Annotated in this window: 21 protein-coding genes; 19 read left to right on the top strand and 2 right to left on the bottom strand. The window is 49.7% G+C overall.

Annotated features, from left to right (window positions below; all coding sequences use genetic code 11):
* Positions 1–34: 34 nt before the first annotated feature.
* The 19 genes from POF51_RS14630 (at position 35) to POF51_RS14540 (ending at position 18,933) form a co-directional block, all read left to right on the top strand.
* Complete coding sequence (locus POF51_RS14630; RefSeq protein WP_271755650.1) at positions 35–1,930, top strand: polysaccharide biosynthesis protein; 1,896 nt, start codon at positions 35–37, stop codon at positions 1,928–1,930.
* On the top strand, positions 1,927–3,015 hold the full coding sequence (locus POF51_RS14625; protein WP_069847719.1) for an LCP family glycopolymer transferase: 1,089 nt from the start codon (positions 1,927–1,929) through the stop codon (positions 3,013–3,015). The genes POF51_RS14630 and POF51_RS14625 overlap by 4 nt, the downstream gene beginning before the upstream one ends.
* On the top strand, positions 3,008–3,760 hold the full coding sequence (locus POF51_RS14620; RefSeq protein ID WP_271755649.1) for a YveK family protein: 753 nt from the start codon (positions 3,008–3,010) through the stop codon (positions 3,758–3,760). The genes POF51_RS14625 and POF51_RS14620 overlap by 8 nt, the downstream gene beginning before the upstream one ends.
* The gene (locus POF51_RS14615; protein ID WP_017250532.1) at positions 3,735–4,430 is read left to right on the top strand and encodes a CpsD/CapB family tyrosine-protein kinase; all 696 of its coding nucleotides are present in this window, start codon (positions 3,735–3,737) and stop codon (positions 4,428–4,430) included. Before POF51_RS14620 ends, POF51_RS14615 begins: the two co-directional genes overlap by 26 nt.
* A gap of 23 nt (positions 4,431–4,453) precedes the next feature.
* On the top strand, positions 4,454–5,851 hold the full coding sequence (locus tag POF51_RS14610; RefSeq protein WP_069847715.1) for a flippase: 1,398 nt from the start codon (positions 4,454–4,456) through the stop codon (positions 5,849–5,851).
* Between the two features lie 15 nt (positions 5,852–5,866).
* Entirely contained in the window at positions 5,867–6,694 is an 828-nt protein-coding gene (locus POF51_RS14605) for a CDP-alcohol phosphatidyltransferase family protein (protein ID WP_017250530.1), read from the top strand.
* A complete protein-coding gene (locus POF51_RS14600; RefSeq protein WP_069847713.1) occupies positions 6,639–7,355 on the top strand; it encodes a phosphocholine cytidylyltransferase family protein in 717 nt (238 codons plus the stop codon). Before POF51_RS14605 ends, POF51_RS14600 begins: the two co-directional genes overlap by 56 nt.
* Entirely contained in the window at positions 7,356–8,558 is a 1,203-nt protein-coding gene (locus tag POF51_RS14595; RefSeq protein ID WP_069847711.1) for an O-antigen ligase family protein, read from the top strand. It abuts the gene before it with no gap.
* A complete protein-coding gene (locus POF51_RS14590; RefSeq protein ID WP_244521760.1) occupies positions 8,518–9,756 on the top strand; it encodes a glycosyltransferase family 4 protein in 1,239 nt (412 codons plus the stop codon). The genes POF51_RS14595 and POF51_RS14590 overlap by 41 nt, the downstream gene beginning before the upstream one ends.
* Complete coding sequence (locus POF51_RS14585) at positions 9,723–10,733, top strand: polysaccharide deacetylase family protein (protein WP_069847706.1); 1,011 nt, start codon at positions 9,723–9,725, stop codon at positions 10,731–10,733. The genes POF51_RS14590 and POF51_RS14585 overlap by 34 nt, the downstream gene beginning before the upstream one ends.
* Positions 10,717–11,364, top strand: a complete 648-nt coding sequence (locus POF51_RS14580; protein ID WP_069847703.1) for a sugar transferase — start codon at positions 10,717–10,719, stop codon at positions 11,362–11,364. The genes POF51_RS14585 and POF51_RS14580 overlap by 17 nt, the downstream gene beginning before the upstream one ends.
* Positions 11,333–12,364 carry a GNAT family N-acetyltransferase gene (locus tag POF51_RS14575; RefSeq protein WP_069847701.1) on the top strand — a complete coding sequence of 344 codons (1,032 nt, stop codon included), beginning with the start codon at positions 11,333–11,335 and terminating at the stop codon, positions 12,362–12,364. Before POF51_RS14580 ends, POF51_RS14575 begins: the two co-directional genes overlap by 32 nt.
* The gene (locus POF51_RS14570; protein ID WP_069847699.1) at positions 12,361–13,533 is read left to right on the top strand and encodes a DegT/DnrJ/EryC1/StrS family aminotransferase; all 1,173 of its coding nucleotides are present in this window, start codon (positions 12,361–12,363) and stop codon (positions 13,531–13,533) included. Before POF51_RS14575 ends, POF51_RS14570 begins: the two co-directional genes overlap by 4 nt.
* Positions 13,526–14,797 (top strand): hypothetical protein, encoded by a 1,272-nt coding sequence (locus tag POF51_RS14565; protein WP_069847697.1) that lies wholly within the window; start codon positions 13,526–13,528, stop codon positions 14,795–14,797. Before POF51_RS14570 ends, POF51_RS14565 begins: the two co-directional genes overlap by 8 nt.
* On the top strand, positions 14,798–15,757 hold the full coding sequence (locus POF51_RS14560) for an ATP-grasp domain-containing protein (protein ID WP_069847695.1): 960 nt from the start codon (positions 14,798–14,800) through the stop codon (positions 15,755–15,757).
* 315 nt (positions 15,758–16,072) lie between these two features.
* Complete coding sequence (locus POF51_RS14555) at positions 16,073–16,930, top strand: putative RNA methyltransferase (protein ID WP_244521746.1); 858 nt, start codon at positions 16,073–16,075, stop codon at positions 16,928–16,930.
* A 120-nt stretch (positions 16,931–17,050) separates the two neighbouring features.
* Positions 17,051–17,461: an RNA polymerase sigma factor gene (locus tag POF51_RS14550; protein ID WP_244521745.1), complete on the top strand. Its 411-nt coding sequence runs from the start codon at positions 17,051–17,053 to the stop codon at positions 17,459–17,461.
* Positions 17,462–17,629: 168 nt separating this feature from the next.
* Positions 17,630–18,043 (top strand): VOC family protein, encoded by a 414-nt coding sequence (locus POF51_RS14545; protein WP_069847690.1) that lies wholly within the window; start codon positions 17,630–17,632, stop codon positions 18,041–18,043.
* Between the two features lie 311 nt (positions 18,044–18,354).
* Positions 18,355–18,933, top strand: a complete 579-nt coding sequence (locus POF51_RS14540; RefSeq protein WP_017250517.1) for a TMEM175 family protein — start codon at positions 18,355–18,357, stop codon at positions 18,931–18,933.
* Positions 18,934–19,127: 194 nt separating this feature from the next.
* Here the strand turns inward: POF51_RS14540 and POF51_RS14535 are convergent, their stop codons facing one another.
* Positions 19,128–20,348 carry a hypothetical protein gene (locus POF51_RS14535; protein WP_069848286.1) on the bottom strand — a complete coding sequence of 407 codons (1,221 nt, stop codon included), beginning with the start codon at positions 20,346–20,348 and terminating at the stop codon, positions 19,128–19,130.
* 454 nt (positions 20,349–20,802) lie between these two features.
* Positions 20,803–21,060 (bottom strand): hypothetical protein, encoded by a 258-nt coding sequence (locus POF51_RS14530; protein WP_170831591.1) that lies wholly within the window; start codon positions 21,058–21,060, stop codon positions 20,803–20,805.
* Positions 21,061–21,097 lie beyond the last annotated feature (37 nt).

Raw genomic sequence — 21,097 nt, 5'->3', positions numbered from 1 at the left:
TTCTTTGAATAACGATCACCTGGAGCGGATGAATATGAGCTACCGGAAGAGAAGATTCTGGTTAAGCTTATCGGACGCAGGAATTATCAGCTTGGCTGTCTGGTTGGCCTGCCTGGTTCGATTTGATTTTTCTTTCACGGAGATAAGCGAATATCAACCTATGTATTTGATGATGGGCCACGTACTGTTCGTCGTGACAGGCATGCACTTTGCTCAACTCTATCGACCTGTTTTCCGCTATGTCAGTGTTCGCGAACTGGTCTCGATCATTTTAGCTACGAGCTTTTCCGTTTTAGCTCTCTATCTGGTACTGAAAATGACGTACCTGCTTGGTTGGTCCATCCGATTTCCCACCTCACTTTTTCTCATGACGCTCGCCTTTGTCTTGTTCGGGATCACAGGCTCCCGGTTTGTATGGAAGTGGTGGTATGAAGAGCGGGAGAAAAGAACCCAGGATCGCAGGCGCACATTAATTATCGGAGCAGGTAGCGCAGGTGTGCTCGTAGCCAGGGAGATGAAAACCTCGCCTTTGTCGGAGCTACGTCCAGTGGCTTTTATCGATGATGAGCCCAGCAAACAAAATCTGCGTGTGTACGGCCTGCCAGTTGTAGGGAATCGGGCTGACATCGCCCGCGTCGTGCAACGACTTTCTATATCAGACATCGTGATTGCCATGCCATCCGCTTCCCGGCAGACGATTAAGGATATTTTCGACATTTGCAAAACGACGAGAGCGAGCGTCAAAATTTTGCCGCATGTAGCAGACATCATCAGCGGAAAAATCACGATGAACATGATTCGGGATGTAGCATTGGAGGATTTATTGGGAAGGGAGCCTGTTCAGGTCAATCTGGAAGAGATTACGGGGTACTTGCGGCAGCAAGTCGTACTTGTGACAGGAGCGGGCGGCTCGATTGGGTCCGAGCTTTGCAGACAAATAGCTAGATTTGGTCCAAGGAAACTGCTTCTCTTGGGGAACGAAGAGAACGGTATTTTTGAAATGAGCCTGGAGCTCTCGCGTTTGTTTCCTGAACAGGAAACGGTCAGCCTGATTGCAGATATTCGTGACAGACAAAGAATTGCTTCGATTATGCATGAGTATCGTCCTGCCGTTGTTTTTCATGCGGCAGCCCACAAGCATGTGCCGTTAATGGAGAACAACCCGTGTGAGGCATTAAAAAATAACATTCTGGGTACGAAAAACGTTGCGGAATGCGCGCTGGAAACCAGCGTTTCTCATTTCATCCTGATCTCGACGGACAAGGCAGTGAATCCAACCAGTGTGATGGGCGCCACGAAAAGGATCGCTGAGCTTCTGATCCAGGGTTATAACCATTTCGGACTTACCCGTTTTGCGGCTGTTCGTTTTGGAAATGTCCTGGGGAGCAGGGGGAGTGTCGTTCCTGTTTTTCTCAATCAAATCCGGGCAGGTGGACCGATTACCATTACGCATCCAGATATGGAGAGATTCTTTATGACCATTCCTGAGGCTGCCCAGCTCGTCATCCAGGCGGGAGCACTCGCTCAGGGAGGGGAGATATTCATTCTCGATATGGGGAAACCGGTCAAAATTGTCGATATGGCCCTCGACCTGATTCGCTTGGCAGGCTTGGAGCCCGGTAAGGATATTCCGGTTGTATTCACGGGAGTTCGTTCAGGTGAGAAGCTGTACGAAGAAATTTTGACAGAGGAAGAAGGCTTGTCGTCTACTTGCCATAATCGCATCTTCATTGGGAAGCCGCTCGATTTTTCCTGGAATGAGCTCTTGGCAGGGATCGCCCGGTTGGAGCAAATTGCAGACAAGGGAGCGACGATGGAGGACAAACAAACCATTATCGAGACTTTGCAAGGGATCGTTCCTGGCTATCAATCCACTTCTTACGTGAAGGAAGAGTCTACATCAGTCCCTTATCAAGTGGCGATCGGATGAGCGTCAGCAAATGGAAGGAAAAGATCGCCACGATAAAGTGGAAGCGGCTGCTTGTATGGGGAGGATTGATTTGTCTCATCAGCTTGAGTGGCTATGGTGTGTATGTCTATCTGTCGTTAAAAGAAACGGCCAGCAAAATGTACCTCCCTGTTCGCACGCAGAAATCTGTCGAGGTACCTGTAGCGACTGCACCAGCTACTGTGAGGCAATCGCCGACCGTGAATTCACAAGAAGCAACTACACCGCTTGCGGCTGAAGTGGAGAACTCCGCTATCTTGCCCAAAGAACCGATCACTCTGTTGCTTCTTGGTGTTGATGAACGAGAGAATGACAAGGGGCGCTCTGATGTCATCCTCGTACTCTCCGTCAACCCGAAAACGAAATCTGCGTTGCTCATCAGCATACCGCGTGATACGCGAACCGCTATGGCTCACAAAGGTACTCAGGATAAGATCAATCACGCATATGCATTCGGTGGAGTGCAACAGGCAGTAGACACCGTCGAACAGTTTCTCCAATTTCCCATTGATTACGTGGTGACCGCGAATATGGAAGGATTCGCAGGTGTGATCGATGCGCTGGGAGGAGTGGAAGTCAACAACAAGCTTGCCTTTACTTATGCGGATTACACCTTTCCAGTAGGTCCCATCCAGTTAGACGGGAAGCAAGCCTTGGTCTATGCTCGCATGCGCTACGAGGATCCGAGAGGCGACCTCGGGCGCAACGAAAGACAGCAGGAAATTATCAAGGCATTGCTGGACAAAGGTGTAACGCTTGCAGCGCCTACCCGATTGAATGACGTCCTTGCGACGATGGAGAAATACGTGAAAACGAACATGACCTTTGATGTGATGAAACAGCTTGCCTTAAGCTACAGCACGGCAGTTACCTCCGTCGAGACGATTCGTTTGGAAGGAAAGGGTCAAATGATCAATGGAATCTACTACTATATCGTCAGCCCGCAAGAGCGTGAGAGGTTGACCGAGAGTCTTTCAACTTTTCAAAAACAAATCGAACCTCCCGTACAACTGCCGAAAGAAGGAAGTGACAGCATGGCGGGGCAAAGGGGGAAGCAGGATGAATGAGGAGCTTAATTTTCGTGAAATACTCCTGATGTTGTTGAAGCGATGGAAGCTGATCCTTTTAATTACCTCTTTGTGCACCATCGGAACAGCGCTCGTGAGCTTCTATTTACTGACACCGATTTATCAGGCGAAGACGGAAATATTAGTGAATCGCTCACTGGATTCAACCGTAGAGAGCGTGCTATCCGTCGCGGAAATTGATTCCAATCTGAAATTAATTGAGACCTATCGCGTGATAATTGAAAGTCCGCGGGTGATGGAGCGCGTGCTCGAAGTGATCGGGGCGGGCGCTACGATGGAGGATCTGCTGCTTCAAACAAAGGTGGAGCCAGTCAAGGATTCGCAGGTCATTTCCATTACGGTAGAAGACCCGGATCAGGGCAGAGCAGTGCTCATCGCCAATACAATCGCGACGACCTTTCAGAAAGAAGTCGTCAAAATGCTTAGCATGAACAACGTGCATATTTTGGCAGAAGCCCGAAACAATCCGGCGGCCATTCCAGTGAGTCCAAAACCAATCCTCAATTCGGTGATCGCCTTTGTCCTCGGGTTGGCAACATCTATGGTCGTCGTCTTCTTGCTGGTGCAGATAGATACCCGACTTCAATCGGAAAAAGAAGTGGAGGAGTATTTAGGCTTACCTGTACTGGCAACGATTGCGGTGATTGACAAAAAAACGCGGAAGGCATTTCGCCAGCCCAAGGTGGAGGAAGTGAGGAATGAGTATGAGAAGGCAGAAGCCTGATGATCGTTACCAAAAGCTGATCGCCCATTGGGAGCCGCTGTCTCCGCTGGTAGAGGGCTACCGTACCCTTCGCTTAAACATTCAGTTTTCCATGGGCGACAAGCTGATGCAAACGATTTTAGTCACCAGTCCAGGGGCTTCTGAGGGAAAAACGATCACCGCTGCCAACCTGTCCTTGATGATGGCAAAGGATCGCAAAAAAACGGTGCTGCTTGATTTTGACTTGCGCAATCCGCGGGTACATTTCACCTTTGATATGCCGAATCTGTACGGAATTAGTTCTTACTTTTCGGATATGTGCCAGATTGACGATATTATTCAACCATCTGGCGTGTCAGAGCTGTCGATCATTACGGCAGGGCCAATTCCGCATAATCCAGCGGAAATGCTCGGAACGCCACGGCTCTTGGAATTGATGGCATACCTGCGCCACAATTTTGATTTTGTGATTGTCGACAGCCCGCCATTAATCGTAAGCGACGCAATGGTGCTGGCAAGGGAAATGGACGGCTGTGTCATGGTGGTGGATGCAAGCAAGACGAAGCGTGATTCTGCTGTCAAAGCGGTAGAGCAGTTAAAAGCGGCAGGAGCCAATCTGCTCGGTGTTGTTCTCAACAACAAAAAGGTAGGGAAGAGAGAAGGCTACTACGGATATGGGTACAACGCATAGCAGAAAGCGGGGCGTTTGTAAGCATGCATGCCCTCAAATTAGCTTGGCAACGACAATGGAACCGTCTGCATAAAGATCGCGATGTTCACGAAGTGATTCGCGGCTCGGCCTTCACGTTTTTGTTTCGGCTCCTTGGCTTCATGCTGCTCTATCTCTTGCAGTTCTACATTGCCAGAGAGTATGGAGCCGAGAGCCTGGGCATCTATTCGCTGACGATCACCCTGATGAACATCGGAATGGTGCTGGCCGTTTTGGGGACGGATACAGCCATAATCCGCTTTCTCTCGGAATTTCGCGCGAAAGGCTCGCTTTATCAGATTTCCGAAGTATTCAACAAAGTAGTGCTGTGGGCGACGCTGATTTCGATTGTGCTTGGTGTACTTTTGCATGTGTTCTCGGAGCAGGTGTCCGCCTACGTGTTTGCAGGGGAGCTGCCAGCAGAGGCACTGCGAGTCGTCGCGTGGATGCTTCCGTTTGTGTCGCTCGCAAGGCTGTATGCATCTGCGTTTCGGGCACTGCATCGGGTTGTCATCTCGATCACTGTCGATATCGTCGGTATGCGTTTTCTGCACTTGGCGTTTCTTTTCATCGCCATTCCTTTTTTCGAACCCAGTACGATGCTCTTGATTCAACTGCTCGCAGCTGCTGTTATCTTGAATGCTGTCTATGGGATGGGGAAGTGGTATGCGACGAGCCGAGGATTCCGTAAGGGTGTACAGCCGACTACGCGAGAACCTGGCGTTGGCTTGAGGGAAATTATTGCAGTCGCACTGCCCATGTATCTCAGTGCGTCGATGGAATTGATTATGACGTGGACAGATATGATCATGCTGGGCATCTTTACGGATGCAAAAACAGTTGGGGTATACAGTGTGGTCATTCGTCTGGCAATGGTGACGGGCTTTGCGCTGATTTCCATCAATACGATTCTCTCTCCCAAGTTCTCTGAGCTGTACGCACGTAATGATATGGACGGCTTGAAAAAGATGATTGCGTTTGCCAATCGTCTCATTTTCTTCACCTCTGCTCCTCTCAATCTGCTCGTAGCGATATTCGCCGTTCCGTTGCTTACTTTTTTTGGTGAAGAGTTTGCGAGTGAAAGCCTCGTCCTTGTGATTTTGTGTATGGGGCAGTTTGTCAATTTTTGCACAGGCAGTGTCATCCCCTTATTGACGATGACCGGACATCAAAAAACGGCCCGCAATATTCTTGTCTGTTCAGCTGCACTAAACATAATCGGAAACGCTTGTCTCATTCCGCTGTATGGAATTATCGGGGCCGCCATTGCTACTTCGATCAGCCTGATTTGTCGAGATCTTTGTGCTTCGTATTGGGCATCCAAATATTTTGGTTTTCGCACGTGGTATATCCCGTTTTTATCCGAAAAATATTCCGTCTCGCTCTCGGAGACGAGGTCATGAAGAAGGTGGCTTACCGTGAAGGATGAGCTGTATCCGTCTATGTTTTGGGATAGTGAAGAGACCCGCTATTGCCGTGTGCAGGTGCAGAAGCCATGGAGCAGGGAGGAATTTTGGTCGTACTACTTCACACGACGCATCTCCATCTATGTGAGTTTATTGCTGACCCGAAAAACACAAATATCCCCCAACGCGATTACGATTGGGGGGATTGTCGCCGGACTCCTTAGCGCTGGAGCATTTATGTACGGAACGGCGGCATCCTTTCTGCTCGGCTGCTTCTTCTGTCAGGTGTGCTACTTGGCGGATTGCGTTGACGGAGAAGTAGCCCGCATGCGCAACCAGAAGAGCAAGGGAGGAGAATGGCTGGACATCGGGCTCAACTATGCACTCTACCTGGCGTCATTCGGTGTGATATACGGCATCACGAATCATCACGCGATGTTGAGTCCGTGGCTGCTCTATTTGATTTTGCTCACGATTTTTGCAGAGATTTTGGCGACCAATGGCTCCGATCTCGTCTTTAGTCAAGGGAAAATCTCTCACGAAACAGTCTCTATGAGAAAGCGCAGCAAATGGATCGATGCTTTTGTCTTCCTTTTTCTTACCCAAACGGGCTATCAGTTGGGCGTGCTGGTTACCGCATTTCTGTGGGCAATCAGCGGTCAGATGCTATTTTTGCTCCTATGGTCCTTCTACCACCTGTTTGTCGGGCTGGCCAGATCGATGTACAAGCTGAAGCTGAACATCAAATACGTCATGCCATCTCTGAAAGAAGGAGGGGAGTCAGATGAAGGCACTGCTCATGGCAGCAGGTCTCGGGTCACGAATCAACGAGCAAATTGACGGAATTCCCAAGTGCACAGTGGATATCGGAAGCCAAGCGCTCATTGAAAATACGATAGCGGAGCTAAGGCGCCACGGAATTGAAGACATCGCGATGGTGGTGGGCTATCAAGCTAACGTGATTACCGAGTTGCTCAGAGATGAACCTATTCGTTTTTATCACAATCCTTTTTATGATCGGACGAATAGTATGGTGTCCCTCTGGTTCGCCCGCGAGTTTTTGCAAGGAAGCGACTGCTTGCTGTTGAACGCCGACGTTTACTTTGAATCGAAGGTACTGGAAGTCGTGTTGCAAGAGACCGCGTGTCCCGTCATGTATGCTGATCCAGCCCGCCGCTATGAGGGAGATTATAAATTTGGTTATAAAAACGGACTGCTGCTCCGCCACGGGAAGGGACTCTCGCTGGAAGAGACAACTGGCGAATACGTTGGAATTGCTAAACTACACGAGAGCTTTCTGCCGATATTTTTGCGTCGATTACAAAGGTTGATTCAGGAGAAGCAGTATGATCTGTGGTGGGAAAATGTCCTCTATTCTTTTTTGGGCGAAAGGAATGTATATGTCGCACAAATACCACCTGGATTGTTTTGGGCAGAGGTTGATACGTGGGAGGATTATCAACGAATCCTGCAATTCACCAACCATCTGGCGCACAGGTGAATGATGATCAAGGAGAAGCTCTCACCGGACAAGGTTCTACTTTTGCTATATGTGGTGCTCAAGCCCTTCTACTTCTTCCCAAGTGGCAATCCGCAAATCGCCGATTTTATTATGCTCATCTTGATCGGCTACAGCTTCTTGTTTCGCCTGGGTCGCATTAACCGCAGACTCGGACTTTTTCTCTTCCTTACCCTTCTGTTTTTGTACGACATTATGATGGTGAATGGCATATGGACGATTGCACTCGGCGGGGAAATGGATATATTCAGCTCGACCAAGTGGTATATGTACAACGGCGCCGTGATGCTTGCCCTGGTTATTTTGTTCAGGCGCAACCCTCAAGAGTACGTCAAATGGGTCTTCCTGGCTACGTCCACTTCCTTGCTCATTCAGGCATTCATTCTCGTGTCAGGGCTGTCACCGGATAGTGACGAGTTCAGGCAATCCTTGTTCTTCAACAATCCGAACCAGCTCGGCTATTTTGGGCTTTTGTGCATGGGGATATGCCTGCTGTGTGCGCGCTTCGTATCTGTGAAGACCCTACCTCTCTTTATTGCGATCGGCACGGCGTTCAGTATCATTGCCGCATCCTTGTCAAAAGCAGCGATCATTAGTGCTGTAGGGATGTACCTCGTTTTTTTGCTCCTCTCCATCAAAGAACGAACGGGCTTGTTTTGGATGAATCTGCTTTGTGTGCTCGTCTCGTCCTTCACTGTCTTCTTCATCTATTTGTACACCAACGAAAACGTACTGAGCGATGCATCTATTTACACACAAATCGAAGAGCGAATGGTATCACTCGGGGAAGATTCGGATGACAATTTGGCGGCGCGGGGCTATGACCGGATTGCCAACCATCCGGAGTACATTTTGTTCGGAGCAGGGGAAGGGATGTACGATCGATTTAACAGCAGCATTTCATTGGAACTCCATTCTACCTTAGCCAATCTGTTCTTCTCCTACGGTGTCATGGGCACGGTGTTGTTCATTCTCATGATTTATGGGGCGGTCCGTGGGCATCGATTGGTTGCTTGGTATCCACTTGTCTTCCAAATTTTGTACGGACTCACTCATAACGGAATTCGCGAAACGTTTTTCTGGATCATGCTCGCGCTGTATTTCGTGACAGCCGAAATCAATACGCGTCAGATCAAAAATGGCGGTGATCTGCTTGAAAAAAATCTTGCAAGTATGCGCAATTGACCGCTCTGTAGAAAGCTTGCTGTTTCCTCTGATTGAAAAGCTGATGGGTGAAGGCTACGAGGTGCATACCGCGTGTTCGGATACGGGGCGCTTTGATGTGTTAACAGCAAAGGGATTGACGCTCAAAAGTATCCCCATTAAGCGAAAGATCGACCCGATTTCCAATTTGGTGACAATTGGGGCATTGTATCGACTGATGAAAAGGGAGAAGTATGATGTCGTGCATGTCCATACGCCGATTGCCGCTGTTCTCGGGCGCGTGGCGGCAAGGCTGGCAAGAGTGCCACATGTCATTTACACAGCGCATGGCTACTTCTTTCATGAGGGCATGAGCAAAAGTACGTATCAGATGTACTACACGCTGGAAAAATGGTTTGCCCGGCATATGACTGACTATCTTTTACTTCAGAGTCGAGAGGATTACGAGTTGAGCGTGAAGGATAGCTTCTCCTCCCAGACGGAGCGGATTCTGCACATTGGCAACGGCGTTGATCTCACAGAACGCTTTCACCCGCGACACGTAACGAGAGAAAAGGTCAAGTCTATCAAGGCCTCTCTGGGGCTGCGGGATGAGCATGTGGTGATCACCTATGTAGGACGTATGGTCTCGGAGAAAGGGATTTTTGAGCTGTTGGAAGCCTTTCGCAAGCTGGCGGGCGAATTTCCGCGCCTGCGCCTCTTGTTGGTGGGGGATGTGTCTTCCAGTGAACGCGATCAGCGAGGTCAAGACTTCGTAGGGCTTTGCCGCCAGCATCCGCAAATCATTTTGGCTGGATTCCGCACAGACATCCCGGATCTGATGGCCGCCAGCGATATATTTGTTCTTCCCTCTCATCGCGAAGGACTGCCTCGATCCATCATTGAGGCGATGGCGATGGCAAAACCAATCGTCGCCACGAATATCCGTGGATGTAGGGAAGAAGTCAGGGACGGTGTCAACGGATTTTTAGTAGAACCGAAACAAGTGTGTCCCTTGTATGCAGCCTTAAAAAAGCTCGTAGTTGATTCCAGACTCAGAGAAGCATTCGGGCAGAATAGCCGCAGCATCGCGCTTGAGCACTTCGATGAGCGAACAGTCCTTGCGAAGCAGGCGGCCTTGTTTGCCCAACTGACTGGTCAGCTACGAGAAGAAAGAGGGCAGGAGAAAGGAGGCAGCGGAGAAGATTGGACAAGACGGGAGCATTCGTCATTTCCCTAGACTTTGAACTTTACTGGGGCGTCCGAGACAAGAGAACCATTCAGTCATATGAGCAAAATTTGTTAGGTGTTCGTCAAGTGATCCCCGCACTTTTGGAGCTGTTTGCCAAGTATGAAATGCACGTCACCTGGGCTACTGTCGGTTTTTTGTTTTGCGAGTCGCGCAAGGAGCTAGCAAGTGTCATCCCACGGCATCTCCCGACGTATTCCGATGATAAGCTGTCACCCTATCCCTATTTGGACACAGATGCGATCGGTGAGCATGAGCAGGTCGATCCGTATCACTTTGCTCCTTCCTTGATCAAGCTGATTTCCTCTTACCCGCATCAATTCATCGGAAGCCACACCCTTTCCCACTATTATTGTCTAGAGCCGGGACAGACTCCCGAAGCTTTTGCTGCTGACCTTGATACTTTTCACAGAGTGACTCGCAAAAAAGGGTACTCATCTTCCAGCATCGTTTTTCCGCGGAATCAGGTGCAGCCTGCCTATTTATCTTTGTGCAAGAAAAAGGGGTTCCGTTCCTATCGCGGCAACGAGCAGTCTTGGATGTATCACACAAGAGGGGCTGCCGAAGAGACATTGTTCAAACGAGCCATGCGACTGATGGATGCGTATGTAAATCTCTCCGGTCATAACAACTATGAATCATTGCGGCGTAGTCCAGAGGGAATGGTCGATGTTCCATCCAGCCGGTTTTTGCGTCCTTATTCTCCTCGCCTACAGAGGTTGGAAAAATGGCGCATGAAGAGAATCAAATGCGACCTGACTCATACGGCGGAGCACAAGCGCTTGTATCATCTGTGGTGGCATCCGGAGAACTTTGGGAGTCACATCGAAGAGAATTTGTCCTTTTTGGAGGAAATCCTCCAGCATTACGCCATGTTGCGCGAGAGGTACGGCATGCAGAGCCTCAGCATGGAGGAAGCGGCAGCGAAGTGGAATCAACAGGAGGTGCGGCATGAAGTCCTTGTTTGATCGTTGCGTTTCCTTCCTGATGCTCGTCATTCTGTCCCCCTTGATTTTGCTAGTGAGTCTGCTCATCCGCTGGAAGTTGGGCTCTCCGGTTTTGTTTGTACAAGAGCGACCAGGTTTGCACGGAAAACCATTTTTCATCTATAAATTTCGCACGATGACCAATGAACGCGATGAGAGTGGAGAGCTTCTCTCTGACGAGCAGCGACTGGGATCATTCGGAACGCTTCTGCGCAAGTATAGCTTGGATGAACTGCCGCAAATATGGAATGTGCTTCGTGGTGAAATGAGCCTCGTAGGACCGAGACCGCTACTGATGGAGTACCTGTCCCTGTACACGCCGCGGCAGTTGAAGCGACACGACGTAAAGCCGGGGATTACAGGCTGGGCGCAGGTCAATGGGAGAAATGCGATTGACTGGGAGCAAAAGTTCGAGCTGGACGTCTGGTATGTAGAAAATGGCAGCTTTTTTCTGGATATGCGGATCATCGGTCTGACGATCAAGCGCGTTTTCCAATCGACAGGCATAAATCAGCAGGGCAGCGTCACGGTAGAAGACTTCAGAGGGAGTGAAAACACAGAGCGCGCTGGGAGGGAAGCATGTGAGCCTGATCGTACTTTCGGAACTGGATGATTGGACCGAATATTTGCGACGGTTTTTAAAATTAGACGTGTCCTACACGAAAGAATACGTACAGCTGTACGCCAAAATGGAGCAGGGCACGCCAGAAGCTGTTTTTTTCAAGAGTGGGGAGAACGAGGTTTTCTACCCGTATTTGGTCAGACGTCTAGATGAGTGGATTCCTGGCTATGCCGATTTGGTTTCGATTGGATACGGAGGGCCATTCGTCGTGGGGGGACAGACGGCTGCTCGATTGTTCCAGGAGCAATTCCATGTCTACTGTCGGTACAAAAACTACCTGACCGAAACGGTTCGCTTTCATCCGTTGCTGGGGAATGCGGAGCTGTTCGTGGGTCAAATGCGACTGGATCTGGTGAGAATGGTAACGGCAGTCGATTTGCGCCCCACACTTGCATACATTCGTGCCCACTATACGCAAAACGTGGGACGAAATATGAGGAAGGCCGCAGCAAACGACGTCCGGGTTACATTGGGCGGAACTGATTGGCTTCCTTCTTTTATCCAGTTGCATCGGGAGACGATGGACCGCAACCAAGCCGCGGCGATCTACTACTATGCTCCAGAATTTTTTTTAGGACTCATGAAAAAAACAGCACTGTGCAATCCGCGGCTTCTGCTTGCCATGCATGAGGATCGGCCGGTGGCGGGAGTGCTTTTGCACAGTGGAAATCAATTCGCCCATTATCAGCTAGGGGCATCACATACGGAAGACATGGCGCTTGGCGTCAACCACCTCCTCTTCGACGCCATGATCCAGCAGGCAAAGCTGGATGGAGCGGAGCTGCTTCTCCTTGGAGGAGGGAATCTGGACGGAGATGGCTTGTTCCGTTTCAAGTCCTCGTTTGCAAATGGCAATCATTTTGCTTACTGGATGGGCAAGAAAGTTCACGATGAGGAAGTGTATTTGGCTTTGTGCCAAAAACTACAGGTCGATCAGGCTGGCGAGCAAGATTTTTTTCCTGCCTATCGCAATGGGGGGACGTCGAAATGAGTGTGCAGCAGCGGATCTTTTTATCACCGCCACATATGGGGGAGGACGAGCGGGACTTGGTGGCAGACGCCTTTGCCTCCAATTGGATCGCGCCGTTGGGGGAACACGTCGATGCTTTTGAGAGAGAGATTGCCCAGTATGTGGGCGTAAAAGCTGCACTGGCTGTTTCCTCTGGTACGTCTGCTATCCATCTCGGGCTTAGGTTAGCAGGCGTCGCTCCGGGTGATACGGTGTTCTGCCCCAGTCTCACCTTCGTTGCCAGTGCCAATCCGATTCTGTACCAGGGAGCAGCTCCGGTATTCATTGATTCCGAGGAAGAGTCTTGGAATATGTCACCGCTGGCATTAGAGAGAGCCCTGCGGGAAGCGGCAGCAGCGGACAAGTTGCCCAAGGCGGTGGTCATCGTTAATTTATATGGGCAGAGCGCGGAAATGGGTCAGCTGATTGCGCTTTGTGAGCAGTATGGAGTGTACGTGGTGGAAGATGCCGCAGAATCGTTAGGGGCTGTATACAAAGGGAGAATGAGCGGTGCCTTTGGTCATGTTGGGACTTTTTCGTTTAATGGCAATAAAATTATGACGACTTCAGGTGGTGGAATGCTCGTCTCCGATGACGTTGAGGCGATCGAAAAGGCTCGCTTCTGGTCGACGCAGGCGAAGGAGCCAGCCAGGCATTACCAGCATGAAGAGATGGGCTACAACTATCGGTTGAGCAACGTATTGGCGGCAATTGGTCGGGGGCAGCTGCACGTTTTGGAGGAGCGAATCGAGGCAAGGCGAGGGATTTACAAGCGTTATGAACAAGCTCTCGGACAATTGCCTGGTATTTCGTTTATGCCAGAGCCGGCGACAGGGCGATCCACACGATGGCTGACGGTGATGACACTGAATCCAGCGGACACAACCCTCTCTGCTGCACAACTGATCGATGCACTGGGCAAAGCAAATATTGAAGCCCGTCCCGTGTGGAAGCCGATGCATCTGCAACCGTTGTTCGCGCAGTGCCAATACTATCCGCACCAACCTGATGAGAGTGTATCAGATCGGCTATTTGCCCAAGGTGTTTGCTTGCCGTCTGGTTCCAGCTTGACCGCTGAACAGCAGGAGCGAGTCATTGGTGTTATCACGAACTGCCTCCTGAACCAGGAGCAGGGGGTGCGCCATGTATAGTTATGAGCAGATAGAAAAATGGCGTAGTCTGTGCTCGTCTTCTTTTTACGTACTGGACACAGTGAAGCTCTCCGAGAACTATCGTCGTTTCCAACGGGCTTTTACTCGACGCTATGAGCATGTGGTCGTCGCGTATTCGTATAAGACCAATTATTTGCCGTTTTTATGCCAAAAGCTGCATCAGTTAGGGGCGCATGCAGAAGTCGTTTCTCGACTGGAGTACGAATTGGCACTGAAACTCGGCGTCGATCCTGCGTCCATCATTTTTAACGGCCCGCTCAAAACGGAAGAGGACATTCACCTTGCCCTGGAGCAGGGGAGCCTGATCAATCTGGATTCCTTTTCGGAAATTCCGTGGGTGGTGGCCTACGCCAAGCGGTATCCCGAGAAGACGTTTCGGATTGGGCTACGGATTAATGTGGATTTGGCCAGGGGTGGAGTGAGTCCTCTGCAAAATGGGTACGAGGTCAGCCGATTTGGTTTTTGCGTCGAAAACGGCAATTTGGAAAAAGCCCTGAGCTATTTGGCTGTCGCCCCGAATGTGCATGTAGTCGGGTTGCATGGACACTTTTCCACCAATCGCAGTGTCGGTGTGTATCGTCAAATTGCGCGCCATCTATGCCGTGTGGGGAAGCAGCTTCTGGGCGAACGGCTTGCTTTTATCGATATGGGAGGCGGATTCTATGGCGAGCTCCCGACCTCGTTCGGGATGACGGCTGCACCAACCTTTGAGGAGTACGCCGAAGCGATTACGTCAGTTATGAAGGAGGAGCTGGCAGAGCTGGATCATGCGCCGTTGCTAATTCTGGAGCCAGGTATTTCACTCGTGGCAGATGCCCTTGATTTCGTGTGCCAAGTCATTGATGTAAAAGAAAACAGAGGAGAGCGGTTTGTTCTCGTGGATGGAAGCATTCACAATGTCAAGCCGACGATGCACGCGCACCTCTTGCCAGCCCGACTTGTGTGCAACCGCAAGTCAGTTCCCGAAGCGAGCTATCATGTTGTCGGGTATACGTGCATGGAAAAAGATTATTTGCTTCAAGGCTACACGGGGCCTCTGCCTGATATTGGGGATTATTTTGTCTTCGGACACGTAGGGGCGTATACGCTTGTCTTTAATCCGCCTTTTATTCGGGAGAGGCCGCCGGTTCTCGCCATCGACGGAAAAGAAGCGATCATTGTCAGAGGAAAAGAGACTCTCCAACAATTCATTCCCGAATCGGTTTATCGTTTTCACGTTGACAAGCAGGGGGTCGTGAACTAAATGAACATACTTGTGACCAGTGTAGGCAGGCGAGTCAAGCTGCTCCACTATTTTGTACGAGAATGGGGTGACACTGGCAAAATCATCGCAGTCGACTGTGACCCGACGGCCCCCGCCCTGTACGCTGCTCATTATCATGAGCAGGTGCCACGTATCGATGATCCTGGTTATCTCGATGCCCTGCTACAAATTTGCCAACGGTACGAGATCAAGGCAATCCTCTCCTTAATTGACCCTGAGCTGACACTGTTGGCTGCGCAGGCAGATCGGTTCTACATGCAGGGCATCGAGGTAATCGTGTCCAGCCGGGATGTAATCGAGATGTGCTTGGATAAATGGGCAACGTATGAGTTTTTGTCCGCGCATCAGATTCCCGCCATTCCCACCTTTATGAAAATGGACGAGGTACAAGCAGCGCTTTTTGCAGGGCAGATTATGTATCCATTGATCGTCAAGCCGCGGTATGGAAGTGCCAGTTTGGGCATCACACGTGTGGAGAATGATCAAGAATGGTCTGTGCTCATGGAAAAAACGGAGGATGTCGTCATTCAACCGTTCTTACAGGCAGAGGAGTACGGAGTGGATGGCTATGTGGATCTGATCTCGGGAGAGCTGGTGACACTTTTTACCCGCAAAAAGCTGCGAATGCGGGCAGGGGAGACAGATCGCTCCCTCGCGGTAAAAGATCCGCGTTTGCTATCACTAGCGAAGGAACTCATTCGTGTCCTAGAGCCGCGTGGGGCAATTGACATCGATTGTTTTTTGGTGGGAGATCAGTACGTTGTGTCGGAGATCAATCCCCGTTTTGGCGGCGGATATCCGCATGCGCACGAAAGCGGAGTGAACAGCGTGCGTGCGCTTCTCCAAAACATAAAGGGTCTGGTGAATGTGCCAAAAGTGGGGGAGTACAAGGAAGGAAGCATCATGATGAAATACGATGAGGTCATGCTGCTGGAATGAACGCAACCATCGTCATTCATGAGCGGAGCATGGGCAGGAAGCAAAACGGAGTTCCTGCCCTCTCCCTGCATTCCGGCACCAACATATTATTGTATCAGTATATTTCTCTACTGTGCTACAATCATAGTTGGGCGAGTCGCTCATTCGATTGAAGGTCAGGAGTGTTACTTGGTATGGTTATGATCCAGTTCGTTCGTAATCGGTAATGTGAGGTACAGATCAACGTAATCCCGCATTTTTTGAAAATGCTTGGGGTTTATTTGACTGTGCCTTTTTTCATTCACCGAAATACGAATGAATGGGGTGCTTTTTTTGATGTCTACAGCTATCTCTCAGCATGTGGAGATTTTTCGTTGTCCAATTTGCCAGGCGGCTATGCGCAACGTACCTGCAACCAGCTTGGTATGCAACAATCATCATTGCTTTGATTTATCCAAGCACGGCTACGTGCACTTGGCTACGCGAACCTACAAAACAAAGTATGACAAGCAAATGTTCGCAGCGAGAAGGACGATAATGAAGCAAGGTTTTTTTGATCCATTGTATGACGTGTTAAGCGAAGTCATCCTGCATACGACAGAACCCGAGGAAAGCCAGATGTATGTACTGGATGCAGGATGTGGCGAAGGCTATCATCTGTCGCAGGTTCGGCAGAGAGTGATGCAGACGAGCGAAGTCCCCTTTATCGGAGTGGGTGTCGATCTCGCCAAAGAGGGAGTTATGCTCGCGGCGAAGAGCGATCCAGAAGTAGTTTGGTGCGTTGGCGATTTGACGAAGGCGCCGTTTGCGGACAGACAGTTTCCGTACATTTTCAATCTGTTATCTCCATCCAATTCGGATGAGTTTCATAGACTCCTGGCTGATGATGGACGGATGATCAAAGTCATTCCCGAGGCCAACTATTTGCGAGAACTACGAGAAGTCTTGTATCAAGAGACACCAAAAACAAAATATGCGAATCATCGTACGATCGATCACTTCAAAGCCAGCTTCCAGCTAATCGGCAAAGAACGGATTCAGTATCAGTTCCGACTGGATGAAGGGAGTCTTTCTTCCCTGCTCCAGATGACTCCGTTGGCATGGGGGGCGACACCTGAGCAGTTGGAACGGGTGTCTGACTTGGCAGGAGCGGACATGACGATAGATTTGGTTGTGTTGATTGGCAGGAAATAACGTAGCGACTGTCCTGAACGGGAAAAATCCGTTCTGGACGGTCGTTTTCTTTTGTTTGACAGCGTTCCTTCTTTTATCGAAAATAAGTGTGAATAGTCAGAAAGGTTTTGGGGGGATAGTATGGGAGCGGATCAGGAAGAGGCTTCCTTTTTGCGCGTAAAACCTTTTCTTGCGGATATCCAAAAGCATTGCTTGTCCCTCACGAAAAACGACTGGGATGCGCAGGATCTCCTGCAAGAAACATTGACGAAGGTGTATCGTTCCTTGCAGAAGGCTCCAGGCAGACAACTGACCAAGGCATTTTTGAGGCAAATTGCCACGAATGCTTGGATCGATCATTGCCGGAAAGGAAAGGCGAATGAGCACAGGATGAAAGCCCATCCAGCAAAAAGAAAATCGACAAAGCTGGACGTCGTGGTTCGTCTGGATTGGTATCAAAAGAAGGGTTCGAGCAATTTTTGGCTGCTTTTCGTGCGGGGGATGCCTATGCGATTTGTCAAACGTACCTACGCCTCGCAGAGCAGGGCGTGAGCGTGGAAAAGGTTTCGGTAGCAGGCGATCGCCTTTTCTTTGCTGTTCGTGACCCGGATGGACATTTGCTGCATTTTTTTCAGAAATGGTAGAGGAACCCGTTTCTTTTTGTTGGTTTCTTTCGTTCATGAGGGTGAACGTATATTGGAAATAAAGGAGCGAACACAAATGAGTATTCATGTACGTAATTTTGCGGTTGTACAGCTGCCAGTCAAAAACTTGGAGGTATCCATAAAGTGGTACCGCGATGTGCTCGGCATTCCGTTTACTTTTGAGTTTTCACCTGGAGATAATGAGGCTTGGTTGAACGTAGGCGGAGTAGGTCTCGGACTCATCCGTTGTCCGGAAGTTCCGCGTTTGGACTTTACTGATATGGCCGGACAAGCCCAGCCGATCCTCTCTTTGCAGGTAGACCGAATCCATGAGGTTTATGAGGAACTGAAAAGTAAAGGAATCGAAGTAGGTGAAATGACGTATAAGAGAGGCGGGGGCTATAGCTTTAGATTTCGTGATCCAGATGGGCATTTGAACCACCTATGGGGTGGATGGCCATCTGCTGAAGATGAAGAGAGAAACGCATAGAGTCATTCTGTTCGAAAAAGCCACCTGTAAGAGGTAAGCAGGTGGTTATTTCTATATACGGGGCTGCAGTGGAGAGAAGAATATTTCCAGTCTACGCTCCGGGCTACGTCCTGCTAGGAAGTGGAGACTGTCCGCTCCGCAGTGATCCTGCGGTTCAATTCGGCCAGAAACGCAAGGGAATGTTCGTAACAATTTTTTTCGGTCCTTCATTAGCGAAAAGGTGGTGCTTGCCATTATGCAGAACATATAGAATAACTGCAGATATCTATAGATCAATGAAGCACGTAAAGAGGGAAGCAGGTGATCACCAAATGAGAGCAAACCGGATGGAAGCGTTCAGCGATGGCGTACTGGCGATTATCATTACGATCATGGTGCTAGAATTCAAAGTACCAGAAGGACACGACTGGTATTCGTTAATCGAACTAGGCCCAAAAGTACTTAGCTACATCTTTAGTTTCGTTTATGTCGGCATCTACTGGAACAACCATCATCATCTGTTGCACATGATTCGAACAATGAACGGGCGGCTAATGTGGCTCAACTTGATATTGCTTTTCTGGCTATCCTTTATTCCCTTCACGACCGCCTGGATGGGGGAAAGTCATTTTGCCCCCGCCCCGATGGCATTGTATGGGATCGTTCTTCTGCTTGCAGCGACTTCTTACAGGTTTCTCCAGCTCGCAATCATTAGCCAGCATTCCGGCGATTCCGCATTCGTAAAGTCAATGGGCAGAGACTGGAAGGTGAAAGTATCTCCTTTTCTCTATTTGCTCGCAATATTGACCGCGTATGTGGGTCCATGGGTTTCCGGTTTCTTTTACGTACTCGTTGCTGTGATCTGGGTCGTGCCGGAAAAGCGAATCGAGCACATCTTGAGAAGCGAATAATTGGGCCGAAGCAAAGCCTCCAAACCGGAGGCTTTGTTTCAAGTAAATCCGAAATGAATTATTTTTCGAAAAAATAGGTTTCTTTACAGCTTGATTAAACGAACGGAGAACGATCGTCGAATACAACGAACTCAAAAATGGCCATCCCGCAAAGGATGGCCTTAAAACTTATTATCAACATTGCTTCACTTTATTCAGTAATCGCGTGCTGCGTCGAACCAGCGTTGAGCCATCTCCTCCGTTATAGGCTGGCCGATTTGGTGGTCAGACTGGCTTAGTTGCCATACAGCTTCACCAAGGTCTTCTCGTTCAATGGTTTCGATACCTTTGAGGGTGTTGAAACGCACGGTGAAGGCGGTAATGGCTGCCTCCGCATCAGCAAGGCTGCGGGCTTGAGCCAAGGCCGCTTGTGCAACGTCATAAGCTTCATTAGCCAGCTTGGCCAGACGTTTCGGCCAGGACGAAAATGGGCGGCCAAACTCGGTCGTCCACCACTCAGACTTCCGTAATTGGCTCACTGAAGCGTAGCCCGTCCACGGGCGGGTCTTAGCTCGCGCTTTCATTTGCTGTCTCAGTCGCTTGCCAGCAATCTCCTCCACGTTATAGGCGATAAATCTGTCAAGCAAAGGCCACACATGTAATGGCGGCAAGTCACCCAGATCAGGCATGAAGCGCAGCTCCAAATTCGTTAACTGGGACTGACGAGCTAGCAAGTCCAAATCGCAGAAATTCCCCCACAAACTCAGTGATGTAAGATTCTGAAATCGACTTAGGCACTCCAGTGAGATAGGCTGCGCCAGCGGTTCGTTTCGAAGTGTCAGGCTCGTGACCTGGTGCAGCTCGCCCAGATCGGGTAGCAAGAAGGGATCATTATTCTTGCGGCGGCTGGTGCGCGGCTTCAGTGTTAGAGAGTAGGGCATGTCGCCATCGACAGAGAAGCGCGATAGATCGCCAGCTACACTCAGACGGAAATATTCAGAGACCTGGTGCTTCGGGAGTTTTAGATGCAAACGGCTTTCAAACTTGTCCAGCTCGATAGACAAGTCGTGCAATTTGGAATGGCTGGCGTCCACGACTATGTCATTAGGCAAGATCGGAACCCATGACATTCCTTCAATGGGGCGTTCTTTGGCCCAGTCGAAGAAGCCCACGTCGCTACCTGTGTAGTACAGAACTCGCGGCCAGGGCGATCCAGCTGGTGTGGCAAAAGAATCGAATACGTTCCAATTGATAGGTGTATAGGGATCGATGTGAAGGTCTGCTTTATTGCCCAATTGTGACGGTCCGATGGAGAGGCTCCCTACGCCGGGCTTGAGAACAAGCGTGTGGCTCTGTGGGCCAGTCAGGTCGATGGGATAACGACCATCTTCTCTAATAGAACCAATAGGAGAACGAGATTGCTTATGAATTGGCATTTCCTTCATCCTTCCTTCTTAACTCCTGACTTCTGTGCTATGTATCAATCCATCTCAGTACTTTGGAGATTAATAAAAATATAGCATATAAATCCAGACTGAACTTGTAGTTGCTGCGGTGGAGAGAAGAATATTTCCAGTCTACGCTCCGGGCTACGTCCTGCTAGGAAGTGTGAGACTGTCCGCTCCGCAGCGCTTTGCGGGGAAACGCAAAAGTGGTAGCCGCTCCGTCGCAGGGGCACGTTGCGTTTCTTTTGCCCGCAAATCGCCGCGAAGCTGGGTTGGACTTCGAAAGTCGCTAGGACTGGAAATATTCTTCTCTGGCGTAGCGAATGGTTTGTCCTCAATCTTTCAAAGCCTATCTGAAAACCAACAGCTTGTAAGGAAACAGGAGGAATAAGCGAAGATCTTTGGGGCACCTACCGAGGTGCAATGGAAAAAGCGAAACACGCCTTTAAGCGTCCACCTCTGAAAAGCATCCCTGAACCTCTACTTTGGACGCGGTTTCGCTTTTTCCATGGAGCCGTGCAGTCAATCCCCCAAGCTGGTGACCCAAGAAGCTGGAGCGTTTTCTCCTGTTTCTTCCCACCACGACAGCTAGAATGACGAGTATCAAAACAAGACTTAAAGTATCAAATTGATACAATCGAATCTCATTTTGATACGATTGCCACCAAACTAATAAGCCATCGACGCCTCGAACCGTTGGCACGATCCTTGCTCTATCAAAAAGGATGAAACCACCCGAG

The sequence above is a fragment of the Brevibacillus sp. AG genome, assembly GCF_028369215.1.
Taxonomy (GTDB): domain Bacteria; phylum Bacillota; class Bacilli; order Brevibacillales; family Brevibacillaceae; genus Brevibacillus; species Brevibacillus porteri.
This window is presented reverse-complemented; position numbering and strand designations above follow the sequence as displayed.